The sequence below is a fragment of the Pseudomonas sp. GM17 genome, from assembly GCF_000282175.2.
In the GTDB taxonomy this organism is placed as follows: Bacteria; Pseudomonadota; Gammaproteobacteria; order Pseudomonadales; family Pseudomonadaceae; genus Aquipseudomonas; species Aquipseudomonas chlororaphis.
Genome location: NZ_CP124732.1, coordinates 3,563,307 through 3,581,794, shown reverse-complemented (window position 1 = coordinate 3,581,794; position 18,488 = coordinate 3,563,307). Strand labels below are relative to the sequence as shown.

Genomic DNA, 18,488 nt, shown 5'->3' with positions numbered 1-18,488 from the left:
TGAAGGGGCATTGAAGGCCGGTAGTACGGGGCTGCGTGAGCCCCGTAGGAAAAGGCTTATTCTGGTATCGCTTATTTCTGTGCCACTTATTTCTGTACCACTGCGGTGGGTGGCGGCGCCTTGGGCTTCATCAGGCTGAAGTCGATCAGGGCTTTCTCGTTGCGCTCATAGGGATTGCCGATCAGCAGCGGGCGCGGCTTGAAGCTGTCGCTGACCAGGCTCTTGCTGCGGTCCAGTTCGTCGGAACTCAGCCCGGCCATGTCGGCCCAGGTATGGATCAGGTGCGAGCTGCTGTAGGGGCGGCCGAGGTCGCCGGCGAAGTTCCAGTCATGGCTCTGCTTCCATTTCGGCGAGGCCCAGGCGATGAACGGAATGGTGTACATCGGCGCGGTCGGCTTGCCTTCGTTGCGGCCCAGGGTGTTGTGGCCGGCGGAGTCGAACACGTCTTCGCCATGGTCCGACAGGTACAGCAGGAAGCCGTTGGGGTCGGCCTTGGCGTAGTCCTTGATCAGGCTCGAAACCACGAAGTCGTTGTACAGCACGGCGTTGTCGTAGCTGTTGTAGGTCGGCACCTGGTCGTCACGCACGCCGGCCGGCACGCCAGTGCGGTCGGTGAACTTGTCGTAGCTCGGCGGGTAGCGGTACTGGTAGCTCATGTGGGTGCCCAGCAGGTGGACCACGATGAACTTGCGCGGCGCGCCGTCGGCCAGGGCCTTGGAGAACGGCTCCAGCACGTCGCCGTCGTACTGGCGGGCGTTCTGGTTGCGGTTGTTGTTCAGGTAGACCTGCTCGTCCGCCTGCTCGGAGAAGGTGGTGAGCATGGTGTTGCGCTTGGTCATGGTCTGCTGGTTGGTGATCCAGTAGGTCTTGTAGCCGGCCTGCTTCATCACGCTGACCAGGGACGGGGTCTTGAGGTACAGGTCGGGGTTTTCTTCGTCGGCGAAGGTCAGCACCTGCTGCAAGGCTTCGATGGTGTAGGGGCGCGGGGTGATGACGTTGTCGAAGATCGCCAGCTGGTCCTTGAGCTTGTCCAGCTCCGGCGTGGTCTGGCGCGGGTAGCCGTAGAGGCTCATGCGCTGGCGGTTGGTCGACTCGCCGATCACCAGGACCAGGGTCGAAGGCTGGTTGGCCATGCTGTCCTTGAGGTTCTGCAGCGGTGGGATCTTGCTCACGTTGTCGAGCATGCCCTGCATGTTTTCCAGCTGCTCGCGGTAGCGCCGGTAGGCCACCACCATCTGCCACGGCACTGCGGGCTCGATGCGCGTCTCGAATTTCTCCAGGCCGCCGGCGAAGCTGCCGGTGCGCGCGGTCTGCTTGATCAGCGGGTAGCCGATGACGGCGATCAGGATGGCCATGGCCGCCACCAGCGCGCGACCGCGCGGCAGGTAGACCGGGCGCAGGCGGGTCCAGAGGAAGAGGGCGAAGGCGGTATGGGCGAGGAACGCCAGCACCATCCACCAGGCGAAGTACTGGGTCAGGTACTCACCGGCTTCGGAGGGGTTCGACTCGAACATGATGAAGATGACGCTCTGGGAGAACTCCTGCTGGTAAATGAAGAAGTAACCCAGGCTGGCCATGGAACAGGCCCAGAGCACGATGCCGATGACGGCGGCCATCGCGCGGGTGCGGGCCGGGAACAGCAGCATCGGCGCCAGCCAGATCGCGCTCATGATGAAGGCCTGGCGGAAACCGGCGAACCCGGAGGTGTCGGTCAGCTGGATCAGTAACTGGGTGATGCCGGAGAAGTACCAGAAGAACAGGAAGAGCCAGCCCAGGCCCGCCCAGTCAAACCCTTTCGCGGACGTCTTGTCGCGTTTAAACACTGCCATCGAGCGCTCCAGCTGCATTGAACATGACATTCGCCGGAAAGCTTCGACTACCTCGGCGAACGCGCGCCGCGCCCGTGGGGGCGGCAATATTGCGCCGGAGTATCCACAAGCAGGTGTGAAAACTTTGTGAGTTGGTACCTGCGTGTCAGATAATGCCGTCGCCAGGAGGCAGGCAGGGTAAAAAGCGACGGGCAAAAAGAAGCCGGCGATCCGTAAAGGACTCAGCCGGCTTCATTAACAACCTGTTGCAAGGACCGGCCACGGCGGGCGGGTTCCTCGGATTCTCAGGCGTGTAGCTGGGTGACGGCAGCCACCTGACCCTGGTTCTGCAATGCCAGGCGCAGTTGCGCCAGCTCTTGCTTCAACTGGTCGCGCTCGTTCTTCAGTTCGCGCAACTCGTCACGACGGATAGTGACGTAGAGGGTTTGTGCTGGTCGTGCCGGTAGTACTGTGCCCATTGCTCACCTCGCAAATGGCGTGCATCAACTGTGGTCCGGCCGCTCGAATTCCGGGGCCTGAAACACTATCGGCGGCAATTTTGATTTCTTTTGCCGGCAAAGGGAACTTTTTTATTTTCAGTGGTCGTTGTGCCTTCGAAGCGATTCGCGTCGTTATCCACTCACTGCTTGGGAAACTTAGTCCAGCCGCTCTGGACTAACCCTCACTGGCCTCGTTGGGCTATAACCTTTTGACACAATTTAGTAGTAAGGAGCATCAGCACATGCAACTGGGGATTATCGGACTGGGCCGCATGGGCGGAAACATTGCGCGGCGCCTGATGCTCAATGGGCATGAAACCGTGGTCTATGACCGTAACAGCGCTTTTGTCAGCACCCTGAGTGGCGAAGGCGCCAAGGGCGTCGCCGACCTGCCGGCCCTGGTCGCCGGCCTGGAGAAGCCGCGCGCGGTCTGGGTCATGCTGCCGGCTGGCGCGCCCACCGAAGACACCATCGAAACCCTCAGCCAGTTGCTCGAACCGGGCGACGTGATCATCGATGGCGGCAACACCTACTATAAGGACGACATCCGTCGTGCCCAGGCGCTGGCGGAAAAAGGCCTGAACTACATCGACGTCGGCACCTCCGGCGGCGTCTGGGGCCTGGAGCGCGGCTACTGCATGATGATCGGCGGCGACGCCGAGGTCGTCCGCCGCCTGGACCCGCTGTTCGATGCGCTGGCACCGGGCATGGGCGACATCCCGCGGACCAAGGACCGGGTGGCCGAAGACGATCGCGCCGAGCGCGGTTACATCCACGCCGGCCCCGCCGGTGCCGGGCACTTCGTCAAGATGATCCACAACGGCATCGAGTACGGCATGATGCAGGCCTTCGCCGAAGGCTTCGACATCCTCAAGACCAAAGCCTCGCCAAGCCTGCCGCAAGACCAGCGCTTCGACCTCAACGTCGCCGATATCGCCGAAGTCTGGCGCCGTGGCAGCGTGGTCTCGTCCTGGTTGCTGGACCTGACCGCCGACGCCCTGGCCACCGATCCGCAGCTCGACGGTTTCTCCGGCGAAGTGGCCGACAGCGGCGAAGGTCGCTGGACCATCGAAGCCGCCATCGAGCAGGCGGTGCCGGTTCCTGTGCTGTCGAGTTCGTTGTTCGCCCGTTTCCGTTCCCGCCAGCAGAGCACCTATGGTGACAAGATGCTGTCGGCCATGCGTTTCGGTTTCGGCGGCCACGTGGAGACTCCGAAAAAATGACCTCCTCGCGAAAGAAGTCCAAGGCTCAACCCGCTCCACCCACCACACTGTTTCTGTTCGGCGCCCATGGCGACCTGGTCAAGCGCCTGCTGATGCCGGCGCTGTACAACCTCAACCGTGACGGCTTGTTGGATGAGGGGTTGAAGATTGTCGGCGTCGATCACAACGCGATCAGCGATGTGGATTTCGCCAAGAAGCTCGAGGACTTCATTCGCACCGAGGCTGCCGGCAAGGTCGGCAGCGGCGCGCAAGCGCTGGACCCGGCGCTCTGGGCCAAGCTGGCCAATGGCATCAGCTATGTCCAGGGCGACTTCCTGGACGACAGCACCTATGATGCGCTGGCGGCGAAAATCGCCGCCAGCGGCACCGGCAATGCGGTGTTCTACCTGGCCACCGCACCGCGCTTCTTCAGTGAAGTGGTGCAGCGCCTGGGTGCGTCGGGGTTGCTGGTCGAAGGGGACAACGCGTTTCGCCGGGTGGTGGTGGAGAAGCCGTTCGGCTCCGACCTGCACACCGCGCAAGCGCTGAACGAATGCCTGCTCAAGGTGATGAGCGAGAAGCAGATCTATCGGATCGACCATTACCTGGGCAAGGAGACGGTGCAGAACATTCTGGTCAGCCGTTTCTCCAACAGCCTGTTCGAGGCTTTCTGGAACAACCATTACATCGACCACGTGCAGATCACCGCGGCGGAAACCGTCGGGGTGGAAACCCGTGGCAGCTTTTACGAAAACACCGGCGCCCTGCGCGACATGGTGCCCAATCACCTGTTCCAGCTGCTGGCGATGGTCGCCATGGAACCGCCGGCGGCCTTCGGCGCCGATGCGGTGCGCGGAGAAAAGGCCAAGGTGGTGGGGGCGATTCGTCCCTGGAGCACCGAAGAGGCCCTGGCCAATTCGGTGCGCGGCCAGTACGTGGCGGGCAAGGCGGGCGACAAGCCGGTGGCCGGCTACCGCGAAGAGGCCAACGTGGCCCCGGACAGCAACACCGAAACCTACGTCGCCCTCAAGGTAATGATCGACAACTGGCGCTGGGTCGGCGTGCCGTTCTACCTGCGTACCGGCAAGCGCATGAGCGTGCGCGACACCGAGATCGCCATCTGCTTCAAGCCTGCGCCGTACGCGCAGTTCCGCGATACCGAGGTCGACCACTTGCAGCCGACCTACCTGCGCATCCAGATCCAGCCCAATGAAGGCATGTGGTTCGACCTGCTGGCGAAAAAGCCCGGGCCGACCCTGGAGATGGCCAATATCGAGCTGGGGTTCGCCTACAAGAACTTCTTCGAGATGCAGCCTTCCACCGGCTACGAGACGCTGATCTACGATTGCCTGACCGGCGACCAGACCCTGTTCCAGCGCGCCGACAACATCGAAAACGGCTGGCGCGCGGTGCAGCCGTTCCTCGATGCCTGGAAGGAAAAGGCCAAGGTGCATATCTACCGGGCCGGTGAAGACGGACCGGCGGCCGGCGACGAGTTGCTGACCCGCGACGGCCGTGAATGGCACAGCCTCGGATGAGGGGCGAGGGGCAGCATCCCATCCAGTTCCTGCTCAGCGACATGGACGGCACCTTGCTGCTGCCCGATCACAGCTTGAGCCAGCGCACCATCGCCGCGGTGCGCGCGCTGCGCGAAGCCGGGGTGTTCTTCAGCCTCGCCACCGGGCGGCCGCCGCGGGCCATGTTGCAGCAGATCGAGACCCTGGGCGTCGACCTGCCGACCGCGGCGTTCAATGGTGGCACCCTCGTCAATCCCGATGGCAGTTTCCTGGTGCGTCACCATGTGCCGGTAGCGGTCGCCAACACTGTCCTGGCGCTGCTGTCGCCGCAGCCGGAAGTCGAAGTCTGGGTGTTCGCCGACGGTGAATGGCTGCTGCGCAATCCCCATGGGCCGATGGTGCCGCGCGAGCAGCATGGCCTGGGTTATCCGCCGGTGGTGGTGGAGAGCTTCGAGGACTACCTGCCGCGCATCGACAAGATAGTCGCCGCCAGTGCCGACATTGAACTGTTGGTGGAACTGGAGGCGCGTTTGCTGGAGCAGGTCGGCGGGCGGGCGCAGGTCTCCCGTTCGCAGCCGGTGTACCTGGATGTGACGGCGCTGCAGGCCAACAAGGGGCAGGCGCTGATCACCCTGGCGGAGTTTCTCGGGGTGCCGCTTGCGCGCACCGCGGCGCTGGGCGATGGTGGCAACGACCCGGCGATGTTCCAGCAGGCCGGGTTGTCGATTGCCATGGGCCAGGCCGAAGCGGCGGTGAAACGCCAGGCCGACCTGGTGACGGGCAGCAATGTCGTGGATGGCGCCGCCGAGGCGATCGAACGATTTATCCTGCCGCGCTAATGCAAAACCTGTAGCCGCTGCCGCAGGCTGCGATAAGGCCGAAGGCCTTCAGCGATCTGGAGACCGCCGCGACCCTGCGGGTCGATCGCAGCCTACGGCAGCGGCTACATCCTTACAGCCAGTAACTCACCGCATACCAGCCCAGCACACCCATCACCACGGTGTAGGGCAACGCCATCCACACCATGCGTCCATACGACAGGCGCACCAGCGGCGCGATCGCCGAGGTCAGCAGGAACAGGAACGCCGCCTGGCCGTTGGGCGTGGCCACGCTCGGCAGGTTGGTGCCGGTGTTGATCGCCACCGCCAGGGCTTCGAAGTGTTCGCGGCTCATCAGTCCGGAAGCGAAGGCCTGTTTCACTTCGGTGATGTAGATGGTGGCGACGAACACGTTATCGCTGATGGCCGACAACAGCCCGTTGGCGATAAACAGCATGCCCGGTTGCTGGCTCGCTGGCAGCGCCAGCACCCACTGGATCAGCGGGGTGAACAGCTGCTGGTCGTGAATCACCGCCACCACCGCGAAAAACACCACCAGCAGGGCGGTGAACGGCATCGCATCCTTGAACGCGCTGCCCAGGCGGTGCTCGTCGGTGATGCCGGTGAACGCGGTAATCAGCACGATCACCATCAGGCCGATCAGGCCGACCTCGGCGATGTGCAGGGCCAGCGCGGCAATCAGGATCAGCGCCGCCACACCCTGTACCAGCAGCGCCGCGCGTTGCCGGTCGGTGCGTTCGGCGTTGTCTTCGGCGGCGTAGTTGGCCAGCACCGCGCGCACGTTGTCCGGCAGCAGGGTGCCGTAGCCGAACCAGCGCAGTTTCTCCAGCAGCACGCAGGTCACCAGTCCGGCCACCAGCACCGGCAGGGACACCGGGGCGACCTTGAGGAAGAAGTCGGCGAAGTGCCAACCCATTTCATGGCCGATCAGCAGGTTCTGCGGCTCGCCCACCAGGGTGCAGACGCCACCCAGGGCGGTACCCACCGCGCCATGCATCAGCAGGCTGCGCAGGAAGGCGCGGAACTGCTCCAGGTCCTGGTGATGCAGTTGCGGCAAGTGCTGGTCGTCGTTGAATTCGCTGTCCTGGCGCGGGTCGTTGCCGGACGCCACCCGGTGATACACCGAATAGAAGCCCACCGCGGCGCTGATGATCACCGCAGTCACCGTCAGGGCATCGAGAAACGCCGAGAGGAAGGCCGAGAGAAAGCAGAACAGCAGACCCAGCAGCGCCTTGGAACGTACCCCCAGCAACAGCCGGGAGAACAGGAACAGCAGCAGCTCCTTCATGAAGTAGATGCCGGCCACCATGAACATCAGCAGCAGGATCACCGGGAAGTTGTGCACCAGTTCGTCGTACAGCGCCTGGGGCGTGGTCATGCCCAGCGCCACGGCTTCCAGCACCAGCAGGCCGCCGGGCATCAACGGGTAGCACTTGAGGGCCATGGCCAGGGCGAAGATGAACTCGGCCACCAGCATCCAGCCGGCCGCCACCGGGCCGACCGTGAACAGCAGCAAGGGATTGAGCAGCAGGAAGGCGAGGATGCTGGCTTTGTACCAGCGCGGTGAATGGCCGAGAAAGTTGTGGGTGAAAGCCTGGGCCAGTGAACCGGACATTGGCTGCTCCTTGTATTGAAGAAGCGCGCAACTTGCCGCAAGCACCGGTGAAGATCAAGAAACTCTGAAATCTTTTGCCACAAATACCGCCCGGGCCCGCGCAGGAGCCGATAAACCAGCTCCTGCGGGCGGTGCCGGTCAGTCTTCGCGTTTGACCACCAGGGTCAGGATGTCGTAGCTGGCCACCAGCTCGCCCAGCTGGTTGCTGACCTCCACGTCCCAGGCCACCACACCCTGGGGGATGCCTTGCGGGCTCTGCTTGCCCTGGTCGATCTTGCGTTTGCAGGTCAGGCGCGCCTGGATGGTGTCGCCGATGCCCACCGGGTTGATGAAACGCAGGGTGTCCAGGCCATAGTTGGCCAATACCGGGCCCGGCGCCGGGGACACAAACAGCCCGGCCGCCGCCGACAGCACGAAGTAACCATGGGCGATGCGCTTGCCGAACTGCGACTCCTTGGCCGCGATCTCGTCGAAGTGCATATAGAAGTGGTCGCCGGACAGGCAGCCGAAGTTCACCAGGTCGGCCTCGGTCACCGTGCGTCTGTGGGTCAGCAACGACTCGCCGATCTGCAGGTCCTGGAAGAACCGGCGGAACGGATGCACCTCGGTCTCGATGACCTTGGCGCCACGCACGTATTCGCCGGTGACCGCCGCCAGCATGGTCGGCGAGCCTTGCACCGCCGCCCGTTGCAGGTAGTGCTTCACCGCGCGCAGGCCACCGAGTTCTTCACCGCCGCCGGCGCGGCCCGGGCCGCCGTGCTTGAGCTGCGGCAGCGGCGAGCCATGGCCGGTGGATTCGGCGGCGGATTCACGGTCCAGCACCAGCAGGCGCCCGTGCCAGGCCGCGGCCACCGGGATGGCCTTGGCGGCGATGCGTGGATCGCGGGTCACCAGGCTGGCCACCAGGCTGCCTTTGCCTCGCGCGGCCAGGGCCAGGGCTTCGTCGAGGTCGTCATAGGCCATCAGCGTGCTGACCGGGCCGAAGGCCTCGATATCGTGGGCGCCGCCTTCGGCATGCGGGTCGCGGGCCTGCAGCAGGGTCGGGGCGAAGAACGCGCCCTCTCGGGTGTTTGCCCCGCGCGGCTCGAAGCCGTCGCGGGCGCCGAACAACAGGTCGCTGCTCTGCAACAAGCTCTCCAGGCGTTCGGCCACGTCCCGTTGCTGGTCGTGGGAGGCCAGCGCGCCCATGCGCACGCCTTCCACCGCCGGGTCGCCGACCACTACCTTGGCCAGCCTGTCGCGCAGGCGGCTGGCAACCGCGTCGAGGTGCCGGGCCGGCACTATGGCGCGGCGAATGGCGGTGCATTTCTGCCCGGCCTTGGTGGTCATTTCCCGGGCCACTTCCTTGATGAACAGCTCGAACTCTTCGTCGTCCGGGCTCACGTCCGGGGCGAGGATCGCGCAGTTCAGCGAGTCGGCCTCGGCATTGAACGGCACCGAGTTGCGAATCAGCTGCGGGTTGGCGCGCAGCCTGGCCGCGGTGTCGGCCGAGCCGGTGAAGGTCAGCACGTCCTGGCCTTGCAGGCGATCGAGCAGGTCGCCGGTGCCGCCAATTACCAGTTGCAGGCTGCCGGCGGGCAACAGCCCCGATTCATCCATCAGGCGCACCACGGCTTCGGTCAGGTAGCAGGTGGCGGTGGCCGGCTTGACGATGCACGGCATGCCGGCGAGGAAGCTCGGGGCGAATTTTTCCAGCATGCCCCAGATCGGGAAGTTGAAAGCGTTGATATGCACCGCCAGGCCACCGCGGGGCACCAGGATATGGGTGCCGGCGAAACTGCCGAGCTTGCTCAACGGCAGCGCCGGGCCTTCGTGGACGATATTGCCCGAGGGCAGTTCCCGCGAACCCAGGCTGGCATAGGTGAACAGGGTGCTGTTGCCGCCCTCGATGTCGATCCAGCTGTCGGCGCGGGTGGCGCCGCTGTGATGGGAGATAGCGTACAGCTGTTCCTTGCGCTCGCTCAGGTACAGCGCCAGCGCCTTGAGCCGCTGGGCGCGCTGCTGGAAGTCCAGGGCCATGAGGGAGGCGATGCCCTGGCGCCGGCCATGGTCGAGCGCCTCGGCGAAATCCAGGCGTTCTTCATGGGTGCGGGCCAGTTCGTGGCCGTCGATGGCGCTGCGCAGCACCTGGGCGCCGTGTTGGCCGATCCAGCGGCCGGCGATGAAGCTTTGCAGGGTAGGGGCGTGAGGCATCACGATTCCTCCGGATGATGAATGAGGCCGGCGCGGCCAGCGACCGCGCCGGCGGGGTTTACCAAAGAGCCAGGGTGTAGCCGAGGATCAGGCGGTTCTCGTCGAGGTCGGTGGTCAGGCCGTTGCCCGAACGAAAGGTCACGTTGCGCCAGCGGATGCTCAGGTCCTTCAGCGGTCCGCTCTGGATCACGTAGGTGATGTCGGTGTCGCGTTCGGTCTCGCGGCCGTTGTCGATGCTGCCCGCCTTGACGTGGCGGCCGTCGGTGTAGCGGGTCATGAAGGTCAGGCCGGGCAGGCCCATGGCCGCGAAGTCGTAGTCGTAGCGCAGCTGCCAGGAGTCTTCCTCGGCACGGGTGTAGGTGTTGTAGGTCACCAGGTTGACCACATAGGGATCGCCGCCGTTGAGGAACGGGAAGGCGCTGTCACCGGACAGCTGCTGCCAGGTGGCGCTGATTTTGTGCGCTCCCTTGATCAGGCTGAACATGCTGTTGAAGTTGCGGTTGTCGATCCGCCCGGCGCGCTCGGCGCCGTCGCCACGGCTGTCGAAGTAGCGCAGGTCGCTGCGCAGGCTGAAGCCGCCGCCCAGGGGCTGGGTATGCAGCAGACCGAGATAGTGCTGGCGATAGATCTGTTCGAGCTTGCCGTAGTAGTAGCTGAGGCTCAGTTGCGGGTTGAAGGCGTAGCTGCCACCGGCGAAGTCGAAATGATCGCTGCGGGCGGCGCCATAACCGATGTCGTCGTTGCTCGAGGAGTCCCGCAGGTTGGCTTCGGTCAGGCGCCCGGCATTTACCGTCAGGCCGCTGATTTCCTGGCTGGTCAGCAGGCCGCCCTGGAACGTCGAGCCGAGCAGGCGGGTGTCGTTGTAAGTGGCCACGGGCAGCAGCGGTTGCAGGGTGCCGATCTTCAAGACGCTTTTCGACAGGCGCAGCTTGCCGGTCAGGCCCAGCTCGCTGAACTCGTCCGCAGGTTCGTGGCTGTTGGGGCCGAACGGCAGCAGGCCAGTGCCGCGGCGATCCGCGCTGGAGTCGAGCTTGAGCCCGAGCTCGCCGAGGGCGTCCAGGCCGAAACCCAGGGTGCCCTCGGTGTAGCCGGACTCGAGCCGCACGGTGAAGCCCTGGGCCCATTCCTCGGCCTTGGACTGCGCGGCGTTGGCCTGGCGGAAGTCACGGTTGATGTAGTGGTTGCGCATTTCGATCCGCGCCTTGCTGTCGCCGATGAAGTCGGCTTGTACGCTGCAGGTGAACAGGCCCAGGCCCAGCGAGGCCATGGCCGGCAGCAGGTGTTTCGGTGAGGCGATGGAAACGGGGTTCATTGTTGTTATTCCCTGTCATCGATCGGAACGGGTTCAGTGTTTGCTGGCGCCGGAAGCGCCAATGCCGGTCATCGAGCGGATGAACTGCGCGAGGTAGCGGCCACGCTCCAGTTCGGCCCGCGCCGAGGTGTCGGTCACCGAGAACAGCCAGGCACTGAGGAACGCCAGGCTCATGGAAAACAGCGCCGGGTTGGAATAAGGGAACAGCGCCCGTTCGTGATGCAGCACGTTGACCCAGACCGCCGGGCTCAGCACCAGCAGCACGATTGCCGACACCAGTCCGGCCAGGCTGCCGGTCACGGCGCCGCGGGTGGTCAGGCCTTTCCAGAACATCGAAAGGAACAGCACCGGGAAATTCACCGAGGCGGCGATGGCCAGCACCAGCCCGGAGAGGAAGGCGATGTTCTGCGACTCGAACAGCAGGCCGAGGACGATCGCCAGCACGCCGATGCACAGGGTGGCGATGCGCGACACGCGCATTTCCTGCTGCTCGCTGGCCTGGCCCTTGCGCAGCACGCAGGTGTACAGGTCGTGGGACACCGCCGAGGCGCCGGACAGCGCCAGGCCGGCGACCACCGCGAGGATGGTGGCGAAGGCCACCGCCGAGATGAAGCCGAGGAACAGGTTGCCACCCACCGCCTGGGCCAGGTGCACGGCGATCATGTTGCCGCCGCCGATGATCGCGCCGCTGGCGTCGCGGAACGAAGGATCGGTGCCGACCATGACGATCGCGCCGAAGCCGACCACGATCAGCAGCAGATAGAAGTAGCCGATGAAACCGGTGGCGTAGAACACGCTCTTGCGCGCTTCCTTGGCGTCGCTGACGGTAAAGAAGCGCATCAGGATATGCGGCAGGCCGGCGGTGCCGAACATCATGCCCAGGCCCAGGGAAATGGCGTCGATAGGGTTCGACAGCAGCCCGCCCGGGGCCATGATCGCGCTGCCCTTGGCGTGCACGGCGCTGGCCCCGGCGAACATCGCCTCGGTGCTGAAGCCGAAATGCCTGAGCACCATGAACGCCATGAAGCTGGTGCCGAACAGCAGCATCACCGCCTTGATGATCTGCACCCAGGTGGTGGCGAGCATGCCGCCGAAGGTCACGTAGAACACCATCAGCACCCCGACCAGCATCACCGCATAGAGGTAGCTGATGCCGAACAGCAACTCGATCAGCTTGCCGGCGCCGACCATCTGCGCCACCAGGTACATCAGGGCCACGGTCAGGGTGCCGAAGGCCGAGGTCAGGCGCACCGGGGTCTGTTCCAGGCGGTAGGACACCACGTCGGCGAAGGTGTACTTGCCCAGGTTGCGCAGGCGTTCGGCGATCAGGAACAGGATGATCGGCCAGCCGGCGAGTACGCCCAGGGCGTACAGCAGGCCGTCGTAGCCGTTGAGGAACATCATCGCCGAGATGCCCAGGAAGGACGCTGCGGAGATCATGTCGCCGGCGATCGCCAGGCCATTCTGCAAGCCGCTCATGCCGCCGCCGGCGGTATAGAAGTCGCTGGCCGAGCGGGTGCGCAGGGCAGCCCAGCGGGTGACGCCGAGGGTGAACAGGACAAACACCAGGAACATGCCGATGGCGTTCAAGTTCAAGGGGCGCGCGCTGCCTTCGGCGGCCAGCGCCAGGTCGGTGGCGAACAGGCACGGCAGGGCGAACAACACCAGCAAGCGCTTCATTGGGCGCACTCCTGCTTGAGCTTTTCGTTCAGCGGGTCGATCACGTTATTGGCGCGATAGACATAAAAACCGGTGAGGGCGAAGGCCAGCAGCACGATCGCCACGCCCACCAGCATGCCCACCGTGGTCACCCCGCCACTGAGCGAGCGCCCCAGGGTGCTGGGGGAAAACGCCACCAGCAGCACGAAGCCGTAGTAGATCACCAGCATGGCCAGGGTCAGGGACCAGTAGAGGTTCTGTTTGCGCCGCACCAGCTGGATGAAGTCGGGGTGCCGGCGGATCTGTTCGATGTCTTGCGGGGTCATGGGAGCGCTCTCTTGATGTTGTTTTTGTTTTGGTTGAAACGCGGTGAATTTTTTCTGTAGCCGCTGCCGGAGGCTGCGATAAGGCCGAAGGCCTTCAGCGATCTCAAGACCGTGCGCCCGCTTCGTCGGAGTGCCGCCCAAGTCGATCGCAGCCTCCGGCAGCGGCCACAATCAGAGCTGGTCGAAGTCCAGCACCACCTTGTCGCTGACCGGGAACGACTGGCACGACAGCACGTACCCAGCAGCCACTTCGTAGTCCTCGAGGGCGTGGTTGCTGTCCATCTCCACTTCGCCCTCGATCACCTTGCACTTGCAGGTGGAGCACACCCCGGCGCGGCACGAATAGGGCAGTTCGGCGCCCTGGGCATTGCCGGCGTCGAGGATGCTCTGGCTATTGCGTGGCAGGTCGAAGGCCAGGGCGCGACCGTCGCTGATCACGGTGATCTGGCTGACCGCCGCATCGAGCTGCCGGGCGGCTTCGCGCGCCTCGCGCTTGTGCGGGCTGACCGCGGCGGCGAACAGCTCGAAGTGAATGCGCTCGGCGGCCATGCCATGGGCTTTCAGGCTGTCGCGCACGGTTTCGGTCATCGCCTGCGGGCCGCAGATGAAGGCGGCGTCCAGGGCCTTGACGTCGAGCCAGCGGGAGAACAGCCGGGCGCATTTGTCGGCGTCGATCCGGCCGTTGTAGAGGTCGACGTCCTGCTGTTCGCGGCTGAACACGAAGATCAGGTTCAAGCGTTGCAGGTAGCGGTTCTTCAGGTCTTCCAGCTGTTCGCGAAACAGGGCGGCGGAGCTTGCGCGGTTGCCGTACAGCAGGGTGACGCGGCTGTGGGGCTCGGTTTCCAGGGTGCTCTTGATGATCGACAGGATCGGCGTGATGCCACTGCCGGCTGCCACCGCCAGGTACTGGCCATGGCGTGCGGGGTCGAGTTCGACATGGAAGTGCCCGGCGGGCGGCATCACGTCCAGGCAGTGCCCGGGCTTGAGCCGGTCATTGGCGAACGCCGAAAAACGCCCGCCGGCCACGCGCTTCACGGCAATGCGCAGCTCGCCATCGTTGACCCCGGCGCAGATCGAATAGGAACGGCGCACTTCCTCGCCATCCAGCTGGGTGCGCATCACCAGATGCTGGCCCTGGGTGAAATGAAAGCTGTCCTGCAGGTGCTGCGGAATCTCGAAGGCGATGGACACCGCATCGCGGGTTTCGCTGCGCACATCCTTGATGGTCAGGCTGTGGAATTTGCTCATGGTTGTTCTCCCACTGACACGGCGTCAGATGCACTTGAAATAGTCGAACGGCTCCAGGCAGTCCCGGCAGCGATACAGCGCCTTGCAGGCGGTCGAGCCGAATTCGCTGAGCTGTTCGGTGTGGCTGCTGCCACATTGCGGGCAGCAGATGGCAGCGCTTTCGCCCAGCAGGCTGCGCTTGCTGCTGCCCACGGGCGGGGCGATGCCGTAGGCCCGCAGCCGTTCGCGGCCGCTGGCGGTGATCCAGTCGGTGCTCCAGGCCGGGGTCAGCCGGCGTTGCAGCCGGGGCGCGGAAAAACCGGCGAGTTCCAGGGCGGCGCGGATATCGCCCTCGATCACCTCGGTGGCCGGGCAGCCGGAGTAGGTCGGGGTGACCACCACCTGCAGGTGGCCGTCGTGCCAGTCGAGGTCGCGGACGATGCCCAGCTCCACCACGCTGACCACCGGCACCTCCGGGTCCATGACCGCGCCCAGGATGCTCCAGGCGGCTTCCAGGTCGCCCGGCTGCTGGGCACGGGCGCCGCGGTCGCTGGAAATCAGCTCACCAGGTCGCATCGGGGTACGCTCGTGGCAGCGCCTGCATTTCCGCCAGCAAAATGCCCAGGTGTTCGCTGTGCAGGCCGCGGCGGGCATCCAGGTAGAAATGGCTGGGGGCCGCTGGCAGGGGCAGGGTGGCGCTGGCGAAAATCCGCGCGACTGTCACCTGCCAGGCGCTGGCGACCTGCGCGGGGTCGGCGATGATGCCGGCGCCGTGCAGGTGGTTTTCGCTGTCGTCGCCGCCGATCAGCTCGACGGTGAAGCGCCAGAGCAGGGGAATCGCCTCCAGCATGCGCTGGTGGCTGTGCTCGGTGCCGTCGCCCAGGCGTTCGACCCATTCGCTGGAGCGGCGCAGGTGATAGGTGACTTCCTTCACCGCCTTGGCGGCGATCCCGGCGATGCGTTCGTCGCTGGACTGGGCCAGGCCCTTGAGCACTTCCAGGTGCCAGGCGTCGTAGAGAAACTGCTTGAGCAGGGTCACGGCGAAATCGCCGTTGGGCTGTTCCACCAGCAGCAGGTTGCGATAGGCCCGCTCGTCGCGGCGGAACGCCAGGTGGTCGGCATCGCGGCCGTCGTCCAGCAGTTCGGCGGCGTAGTCCAGCCAGTTGCGGGCCTGGCCCACCAGGTCGAGGCCGACGTTCATCAGCGCCAGTTCTTCTTCCAGGGCCGGCGCGCGGCCGCACCACTGGCACAGGCGCTGGCCCTGGACCAGGGCGCTGTCGCCCAGGCGCAGCAGGTATTGGATCAATTCGCTTCGCGTGTTCATGGTCGACCTCACATGTGCCCCACTTCGGCCGGCAGCTCGTAGAAGCTGGCGTGGCGATAGACCTTGTCGTCCGCCGGGTCGAACAGCGGGTCCTTTTCATCCGGGGACGAGGCGACGATCAGCGCCGAGGGCACCACCCACAGGCTCACGCCTTCGCTGCGGCGGGTGTAGAGCTCGCGGGCGTTCTCGATGGCCATGGCGCTGTCGGCGGCATGCACGCTGCCGACGTGCTTGTGGTTGAGCCCGTGCTTGCTGCGCACGAAGACTTCGAAGAGGGTCCATTCGGACATAAGGGTGACTCCACATCAGGGGCTGAATTCATGTAGCCGCGGCCGCAGGCTGCGATCGACCCCGAAGGGGGCGCGCTCTTGAGGCCCTCGAAGGTCCTTCGGGCCTTATTGCAACCTTCGGCAGCGGCTACGGTTCACGCGGCGTTTTTATTGGTTTTCTTGCGGGCGTGGGCGACCGCGGCTTCGCGCACCCAGGCGCCGTCCTCGATGGCCTTGCGCCGGGTAGCGACGCGTTCCTGGTTACAAGGGCCGTTGCCCTTGAGCACTTCGTAGAATTCGTCCCACTGGATCTCGCCGAAGTCGTAGTGGCCGCGTTCGGCGTTCCACCTAAGGTCCGGGTCCGGGCAGGTGCAGCCGAGCAGCTCCAGCTGCGGGATGGTCTGGTCGATGAAGCGCTGGCGCAGTTCGTCGTTGCTCTGGCGCTTGATCTTCCAGGCCATGGACTGCGCGCTGTTGGGCGAATGTTCGTCGCTGGGGCCGAACATCATCAGTGCCGGCCACCACAGGCGGTTGATGGCGTCCTGGACCATGTCCTTCTGCGCCTGGTTGCCCTCGCGCATCATGGTCAGGAGGATTTCGTAGCCCTGGCGCTGATGGAAGCTCTCTTCCTTGCAGATGCGCACCATGGCCCGGGAGTAGGGGCCGTAGGAGGTGCGCTGCAGCACCACCTGGTTGACGATCGCCGCGCCGTCCACCAGCCAGCCCACCGCGCCCATGTCGGCCCAGTTCAGCGTCGGGTAGTTGAAGATGCTCGAGTACTTGGCGCGGCCGCTGTGCAGCTTGGCGATTTCCTCGTCGCGGTCGGCGCCCAGGGTTTCCATCGCGCTGTACAGGTACAGGCCGTGGCCGGCTTCGTCCTGGATCTTGGCCATCAGTTGCAGCTTGCGCTTGAGGGTCGGGGCGCGGGTCACCCAGTTGCCTTCGGGCAGCATGCCGACGATTTCCGAATGGGCGTGCTGGGAAATCTGCCGGATCAGGGTTTGCCGATAGGCATCCGGCATCCAGTTCTTGGCTTCGATCTTGATTTCCGAATCGATTTTGTCCTGGAAGGCACGTTCCTGTTCGGACATCTCCGAACGCGGCTTGATGCTTTTGACTCCGGTCTCTACCAGCTGTGCGTACATGGTGCGTCTCCTGCCGTGAAGGATTGCCTGGGCATGGAGAACTTTATATGTGATACAAAAATAAATATCAAACATAAAATAGCGTGTCGTATATGGTTTTGTATCGCTTTGCTCATTGAAAGCTTTCCCTCGGGCAAAAAAAAGCCCCGCCGAAGCGGGGCTTTAAGCTGGGAATGGCTTATTTCTGCCGGTTATCCATCACGTGGCTGGCCTTGCCCTCGGAGCGCTTGAGGGAAAAGGCCGGGCGCAAAACGATACGCGAGCTGATACCGATGTAGGTCTTGATGTGCCGGCTCAGTTCGTCGCAGATGGCTTTCTGCTGCTCGTCGCCCAGCTGTTGATGCTCGTTCTTGAGTTCCACATGGACCTCGACGCTATCGAGGTTGCCGTTGCGGTACAGGTGGATCTCGTAGCATTCGCAGAGTTGCCGGACCTTGAGCACCTGCTCCTCGATCTGTGTGGGGAACACGTTGACCCCGCGAATGATCAGCATGTCGTCGCTGCGTCCGGTGATCTTGTCGATACGCCGCATGGGCCGCGCGGTGCCGGGCAGCAGGCGGGTCAGGTCGCGGGTGCGGTAGCGGATCATCGGCAGGGCTTCCTTGCTCAGCGAAGTGAACACCAGCTCGCCCATCTGGCCGTCCGGCAACACCTGGCCGGTCACCGGGTCGATGATCTCGGGGTAGAAGTGGTCCTCCCAGATGGTCGGCCCGTCCTTGGTCTCGGCGCATTCCATGGCCACGCCCGGGCCCATGATTTCCGAGAGCCCGTAGATATCCAGCGCGGTGATGCCCAGGCGCTGTTCGATGGCGCTGCGCAGTTCGGCGGTCCAGGGTTCGGCGCCGAAGATCCCCAGGCGCAGGGCGAGCTTTTGCGGATCGATGCCCTGGCGCTCGATCTCGTCGGCGATGTTGAGCATGTAGGAGGGCGTGACCATGATGATGTCCGGCTGGAAGTCCTTGATCAGCTGCACCTGTTTTTCGGTCTGGCCGCCGGACATCGGAATCACCGTGCAGCCCAGGCGCTCGGCGCCGTAGTGGGCTCCCAGACCGCCGGTGAACAGGCCATAGCCGTAGGACACATGGACCTTGTCGCCACGCCGGCCGCCGGCCGCGCGAATCGAGCGCGCGACCACCCTGGCCCAGGTGTCGATGTCGTTCTGGGTGTAGCCGACCACCGTTGGCTTGCCAGTGGTGCCGCTGGAAGCATGCAGGCGCACCACGTCCTCGATCGGCACGGCGAACATGCCGTAGGGATAGTTGTCGCGCAGGTCGGACTTGCTGGTGAACGGGAACTGCGCCAGGTCCTCCAGGCTGCGCACGTCGTCCGGGTGCACGCCCAGCGCGTCGAAGCGCTGGCGGTACAGCGGCACATTCCGGTAGGCGTGGTTCAGGCTCCAGCGCAGGCGTTCCAGTTGATGCTGGCGCAACTGGTCGACGCTGGCGGTCTCCAGCGGGTCCAGCAGGGGATCAAGCACGGCTTTGGCAATTGGCATGTTCATGGCTTCACTCGAATTATTGTTGTGTCGAGCCGCCGGCGGGCGGCTCCTGAG

16 protein-coding genes are annotated in these 18,488 nt (G+C 64.5%); 3 read left to right on the top strand and 13 right to left on the bottom strand.

What is annotated here, in order from left to right; all coding sequences use genetic code 11:
- Positions 1-86: 86 nt before the first annotated feature.
- Positions 87-1,829, bottom strand: coding sequence for a phosphoethanolamine transferase CptA (locus PMI20_RS16130; protein WP_007922718.1), 1,743 nt, complete (start codon positions 1,827-1,829; stop codon positions 87-89).
- Between the two features lie 284 nt (positions 1,830-2,113).
- Positions 2,114-2,287, bottom strand: a complete 174-nt coding sequence (locus tag PMI20_RS16125; RefSeq protein WP_007922719.1) for a DUF6026 family protein — start codon at positions 2,285-2,287, stop codon at positions 2,114-2,116.
- Between the two features lie 230 nt (positions 2,288-2,517).
- Between PMI20_RS16125 and gnd the strand changes: the two genes are divergently transcribed.
- Genes gnd through PMI20_RS16110 form a run of 3 tightly spaced genes read left to right on the top strand, consistent with a single transcriptional unit; the run spans position 2,518 to position 5,866 of the window.
- Positions 2,518-3,531 carry a phosphogluconate dehydrogenase (NAD(+)-dependent, decarboxylating) gene (gnd, locus tag PMI20_RS16120; RefSeq protein WP_225970778.1) on the top strand — a complete coding sequence of 338 codons (1,014 nt, stop codon included), beginning with the start codon at positions 2,518-2,520 and terminating at the stop codon, positions 3,529-3,531.
- Positions 3,528-5,048, top strand: coding sequence for a glucose-6-phosphate dehydrogenase (gene zwf / locus PMI20_RS16115; protein ID WP_053261060.1), 1,521 nt, complete (start codon positions 3,528-3,530; stop codon positions 5,046-5,048). Before gnd ends, zwf begins: the two co-directional genes overlap by 4 nt.
- Positions 5,045-5,866: a Cof-type HAD-IIB family hydrolase gene (locus PMI20_RS16110; RefSeq protein ID WP_007929180.1), complete on the top strand. Its 822-nt coding sequence runs from the start codon at positions 5,045-5,047 to the stop codon at positions 5,864-5,866. The genes zwf and PMI20_RS16110 overlap by 4 nt, the downstream gene beginning before the upstream one ends.
- 112 nt (positions 5,867-5,978) lie before the next feature.
- On the opposite strand, the gene nhaB is transcribed toward PMI20_RS16110, so the two are convergent.
- The 11 genes from nhaB to paaK form a co-directional block, all read right to left on the bottom strand.
- Positions 5,979-7,481: a sodium/proton antiporter NhaB gene (gene nhaB, locus PMI20_RS16105; protein WP_007926524.1), complete on the bottom strand. Its 1,503-nt coding sequence runs from the start codon at positions 7,479-7,481 to the stop codon at positions 5,979-5,981.
- Between the two features lie 138 nt (positions 7,482-7,619).
- Positions 7,620-9,674, bottom strand: a complete 2,055-nt coding sequence (paaZ, locus tag PMI20_RS16100; RefSeq protein WP_007926522.1) for a phenylacetic acid degradation bifunctional protein PaaZ — start codon at positions 9,672-9,674, stop codon at positions 7,620-7,622.
- 58 nt (positions 9,675-9,732) lie between these two features.
- On the bottom strand, positions 9,733-10,986 hold the full coding sequence (locus tag PMI20_RS16095) for an OprD family porin (protein ID WP_007926519.1): 1,254 nt from the start codon (positions 10,984-10,986) through the stop codon (positions 9,733-9,735).
- Positions 10,987-11,019: 33 nt separating this feature from the next.
- Complete coding sequence (locus PMI20_RS16090; RefSeq protein WP_007926514.1) at positions 11,020-12,666, bottom strand: cation acetate symporter; 1,647 nt, start codon at positions 12,664-12,666, stop codon at positions 11,020-11,022.
- Positions 12,663-12,971 (bottom strand): DUF485 domain-containing protein, encoded by a 309-nt coding sequence (locus PMI20_RS16085; RefSeq protein WP_007926513.1) that lies wholly within the window; start codon positions 12,969-12,971, stop codon positions 12,663-12,665. The genes PMI20_RS16090 and PMI20_RS16085 overlap by 4 nt, the downstream gene beginning before the upstream one ends.
- Positions 12,972-13,142: 171 nt before the next feature.
- Positions 13,143-14,219 (bottom strand): 1,2-phenylacetyl-CoA epoxidase subunit PaaE, encoded by a 1,077-nt coding sequence (paaE, locus tag PMI20_RS16080; protein WP_007926511.1) that lies wholly within the window; start codon positions 14,217-14,219, stop codon positions 13,143-13,145.
- Positions 14,220-14,243: 24 nt separating this feature from the next.
- A complete protein-coding gene (gene paaD / locus PMI20_RS16075; RefSeq protein ID WP_007926509.1) occupies positions 14,244-14,774 on the bottom strand; it encodes a 1,2-phenylacetyl-CoA epoxidase subunit PaaD in 531 nt (176 codons plus the stop codon).
- Positions 14,761-15,522, bottom strand: a complete 762-nt coding sequence (paaC, locus tag PMI20_RS16070; protein ID WP_007926507.1) for a 1,2-phenylacetyl-CoA epoxidase subunit PaaC — start codon at positions 15,520-15,522, stop codon at positions 14,761-14,763. Before paaC ends, paaD begins: the two co-directional genes overlap by 14 nt.
- Positions 15,523-15,530: 8 nt before the next feature.
- Positions 15,531-15,812, bottom strand: coding sequence for a 1,2-phenylacetyl-CoA epoxidase subunit PaaB (gene paaB / locus PMI20_RS16065; protein ID WP_007926505.1), 282 nt, complete (start codon positions 15,810-15,812; stop codon positions 15,531-15,533).
- A gap of 134 nt (positions 15,813-15,946) precedes the next feature.
- Positions 15,947-16,936 (bottom strand): 1,2-phenylacetyl-CoA epoxidase subunit PaaA, encoded by a 990-nt coding sequence (paaA, locus tag PMI20_RS16060; RefSeq protein ID WP_007926503.1) that lies wholly within the window; start codon positions 16,934-16,936, stop codon positions 15,947-15,949.
- Between the two features lie 178 nt (positions 16,937-17,114).
- Positions 17,115-18,437 (bottom strand): phenylacetate--CoA ligase PaaK, encoded by a 1,323-nt coding sequence (paaK, locus tag PMI20_RS16055; RefSeq protein WP_007926501.1) that lies wholly within the window; start codon positions 18,435-18,437, stop codon positions 17,115-17,117.
- Between the last annotated feature and the right edge of the window lie 51 nt (positions 18,438-18,488).

What these genes read in the sequence shown, in the direction of transcription:
- PMI20_RS16090 (WP_007926514.1), bottom strand. Translation starts at nt 12,666, where the DNA reads ATGAAGCGCTTGCTGGTGTTGTTCGCCCTGCCGTGCCTGTTCGCCACC.
- paaB (WP_007926505.1), bottom strand. Translation starts at nt 15,812, where the DNA reads ATGTCCGAATGGACCCTCTTCGAAGTCTTCGTGCGCAGCAAGCACGGG.
- PMI20_RS16085 (WP_007926513.1), bottom strand. Translation starts at nt 12,971, where the DNA reads ATGACCCCGCAAGACATCGAACAGATCCGCCGGCACCCCGACTTCATC.
- zwf (WP_053261060.1), top strand. Translation starts at nt 3,528, where the DNA reads ATGACCTCCTCGCGAAAGAAGTCCAAGGCTCAACCCGCTCCACCCACC.
- paaC (WP_007926507.1), bottom strand. Translation starts at nt 15,522, where the DNA reads ATGAACACGCGAAGCGAATTGATCCAATACCTGCTGCGCCTGGGCGAC.
- paaK (WP_007926501.1), bottom strand. Translation starts at nt 18,437, where the DNA reads ATGAACATGCCAATTGCCAAAGCCGTGCTTGATCCCCTGCTGGACCCG.
- paaD (WP_007926509.1), bottom strand. Translation starts at nt 14,774, where the DNA reads ATGCGACCTGGTGAGCTGATTTCCAGCGACCGCGGCGCCCGTGCCCAG.
- PMI20_RS16130 (WP_007922718.1), bottom strand. Translation starts at nt 1,829, where the DNA reads ATGGCAGTGTTTAAACGCGACAAGACGTCCGCGAAAGGGTTTGACTGG.
- PMI20_RS16095 (WP_007926519.1), bottom strand. Translation starts at nt 10,986, where the DNA reads ATGAACCCCGTTTCCATCGCCTCACCGAAACACCTGCTGCCGGCCATG.
- paaE (WP_007926511.1), bottom strand. Translation starts at nt 14,219, where the DNA reads ATGAGCAAATTCCACAGCCTGACCATCAAGGATGTGCGCAGCGAAACC.
- paaA (WP_007926503.1), bottom strand. Translation starts at nt 16,936, where the DNA reads ATGTACGCACAGCTGGTAGAGACCGGAGTCAAAAGCATCAAGCCGCGT.
- PMI20_RS16110 (WP_007929180.1), top strand. Translation starts at nt 5,045, where the DNA reads ATGAGGGGCGAGGGGCAGCATCCCATCCAGTTCCTGCTCAGCGACATG.
- PMI20_RS16125 (WP_007922719.1), bottom strand. Translation starts at nt 2,287, where the DNA reads ATGGGCACAGTACTACCGGCACGACCAGCACAAACCCTCTACGTCACT.
- nhaB (WP_007926524.1), bottom strand. Translation starts at nt 7,481, where the DNA reads ATGTCCGGTTCACTGGCCCAGGCTTTCACCCACAACTTTCTCGGCCAT.
- paaZ (WP_007926522.1), bottom strand. Translation starts at nt 9,674, where the DNA reads ATGCCTCACGCCCCTACCCTGCAAAGCTTCATCGCCGGCCGCTGGATC.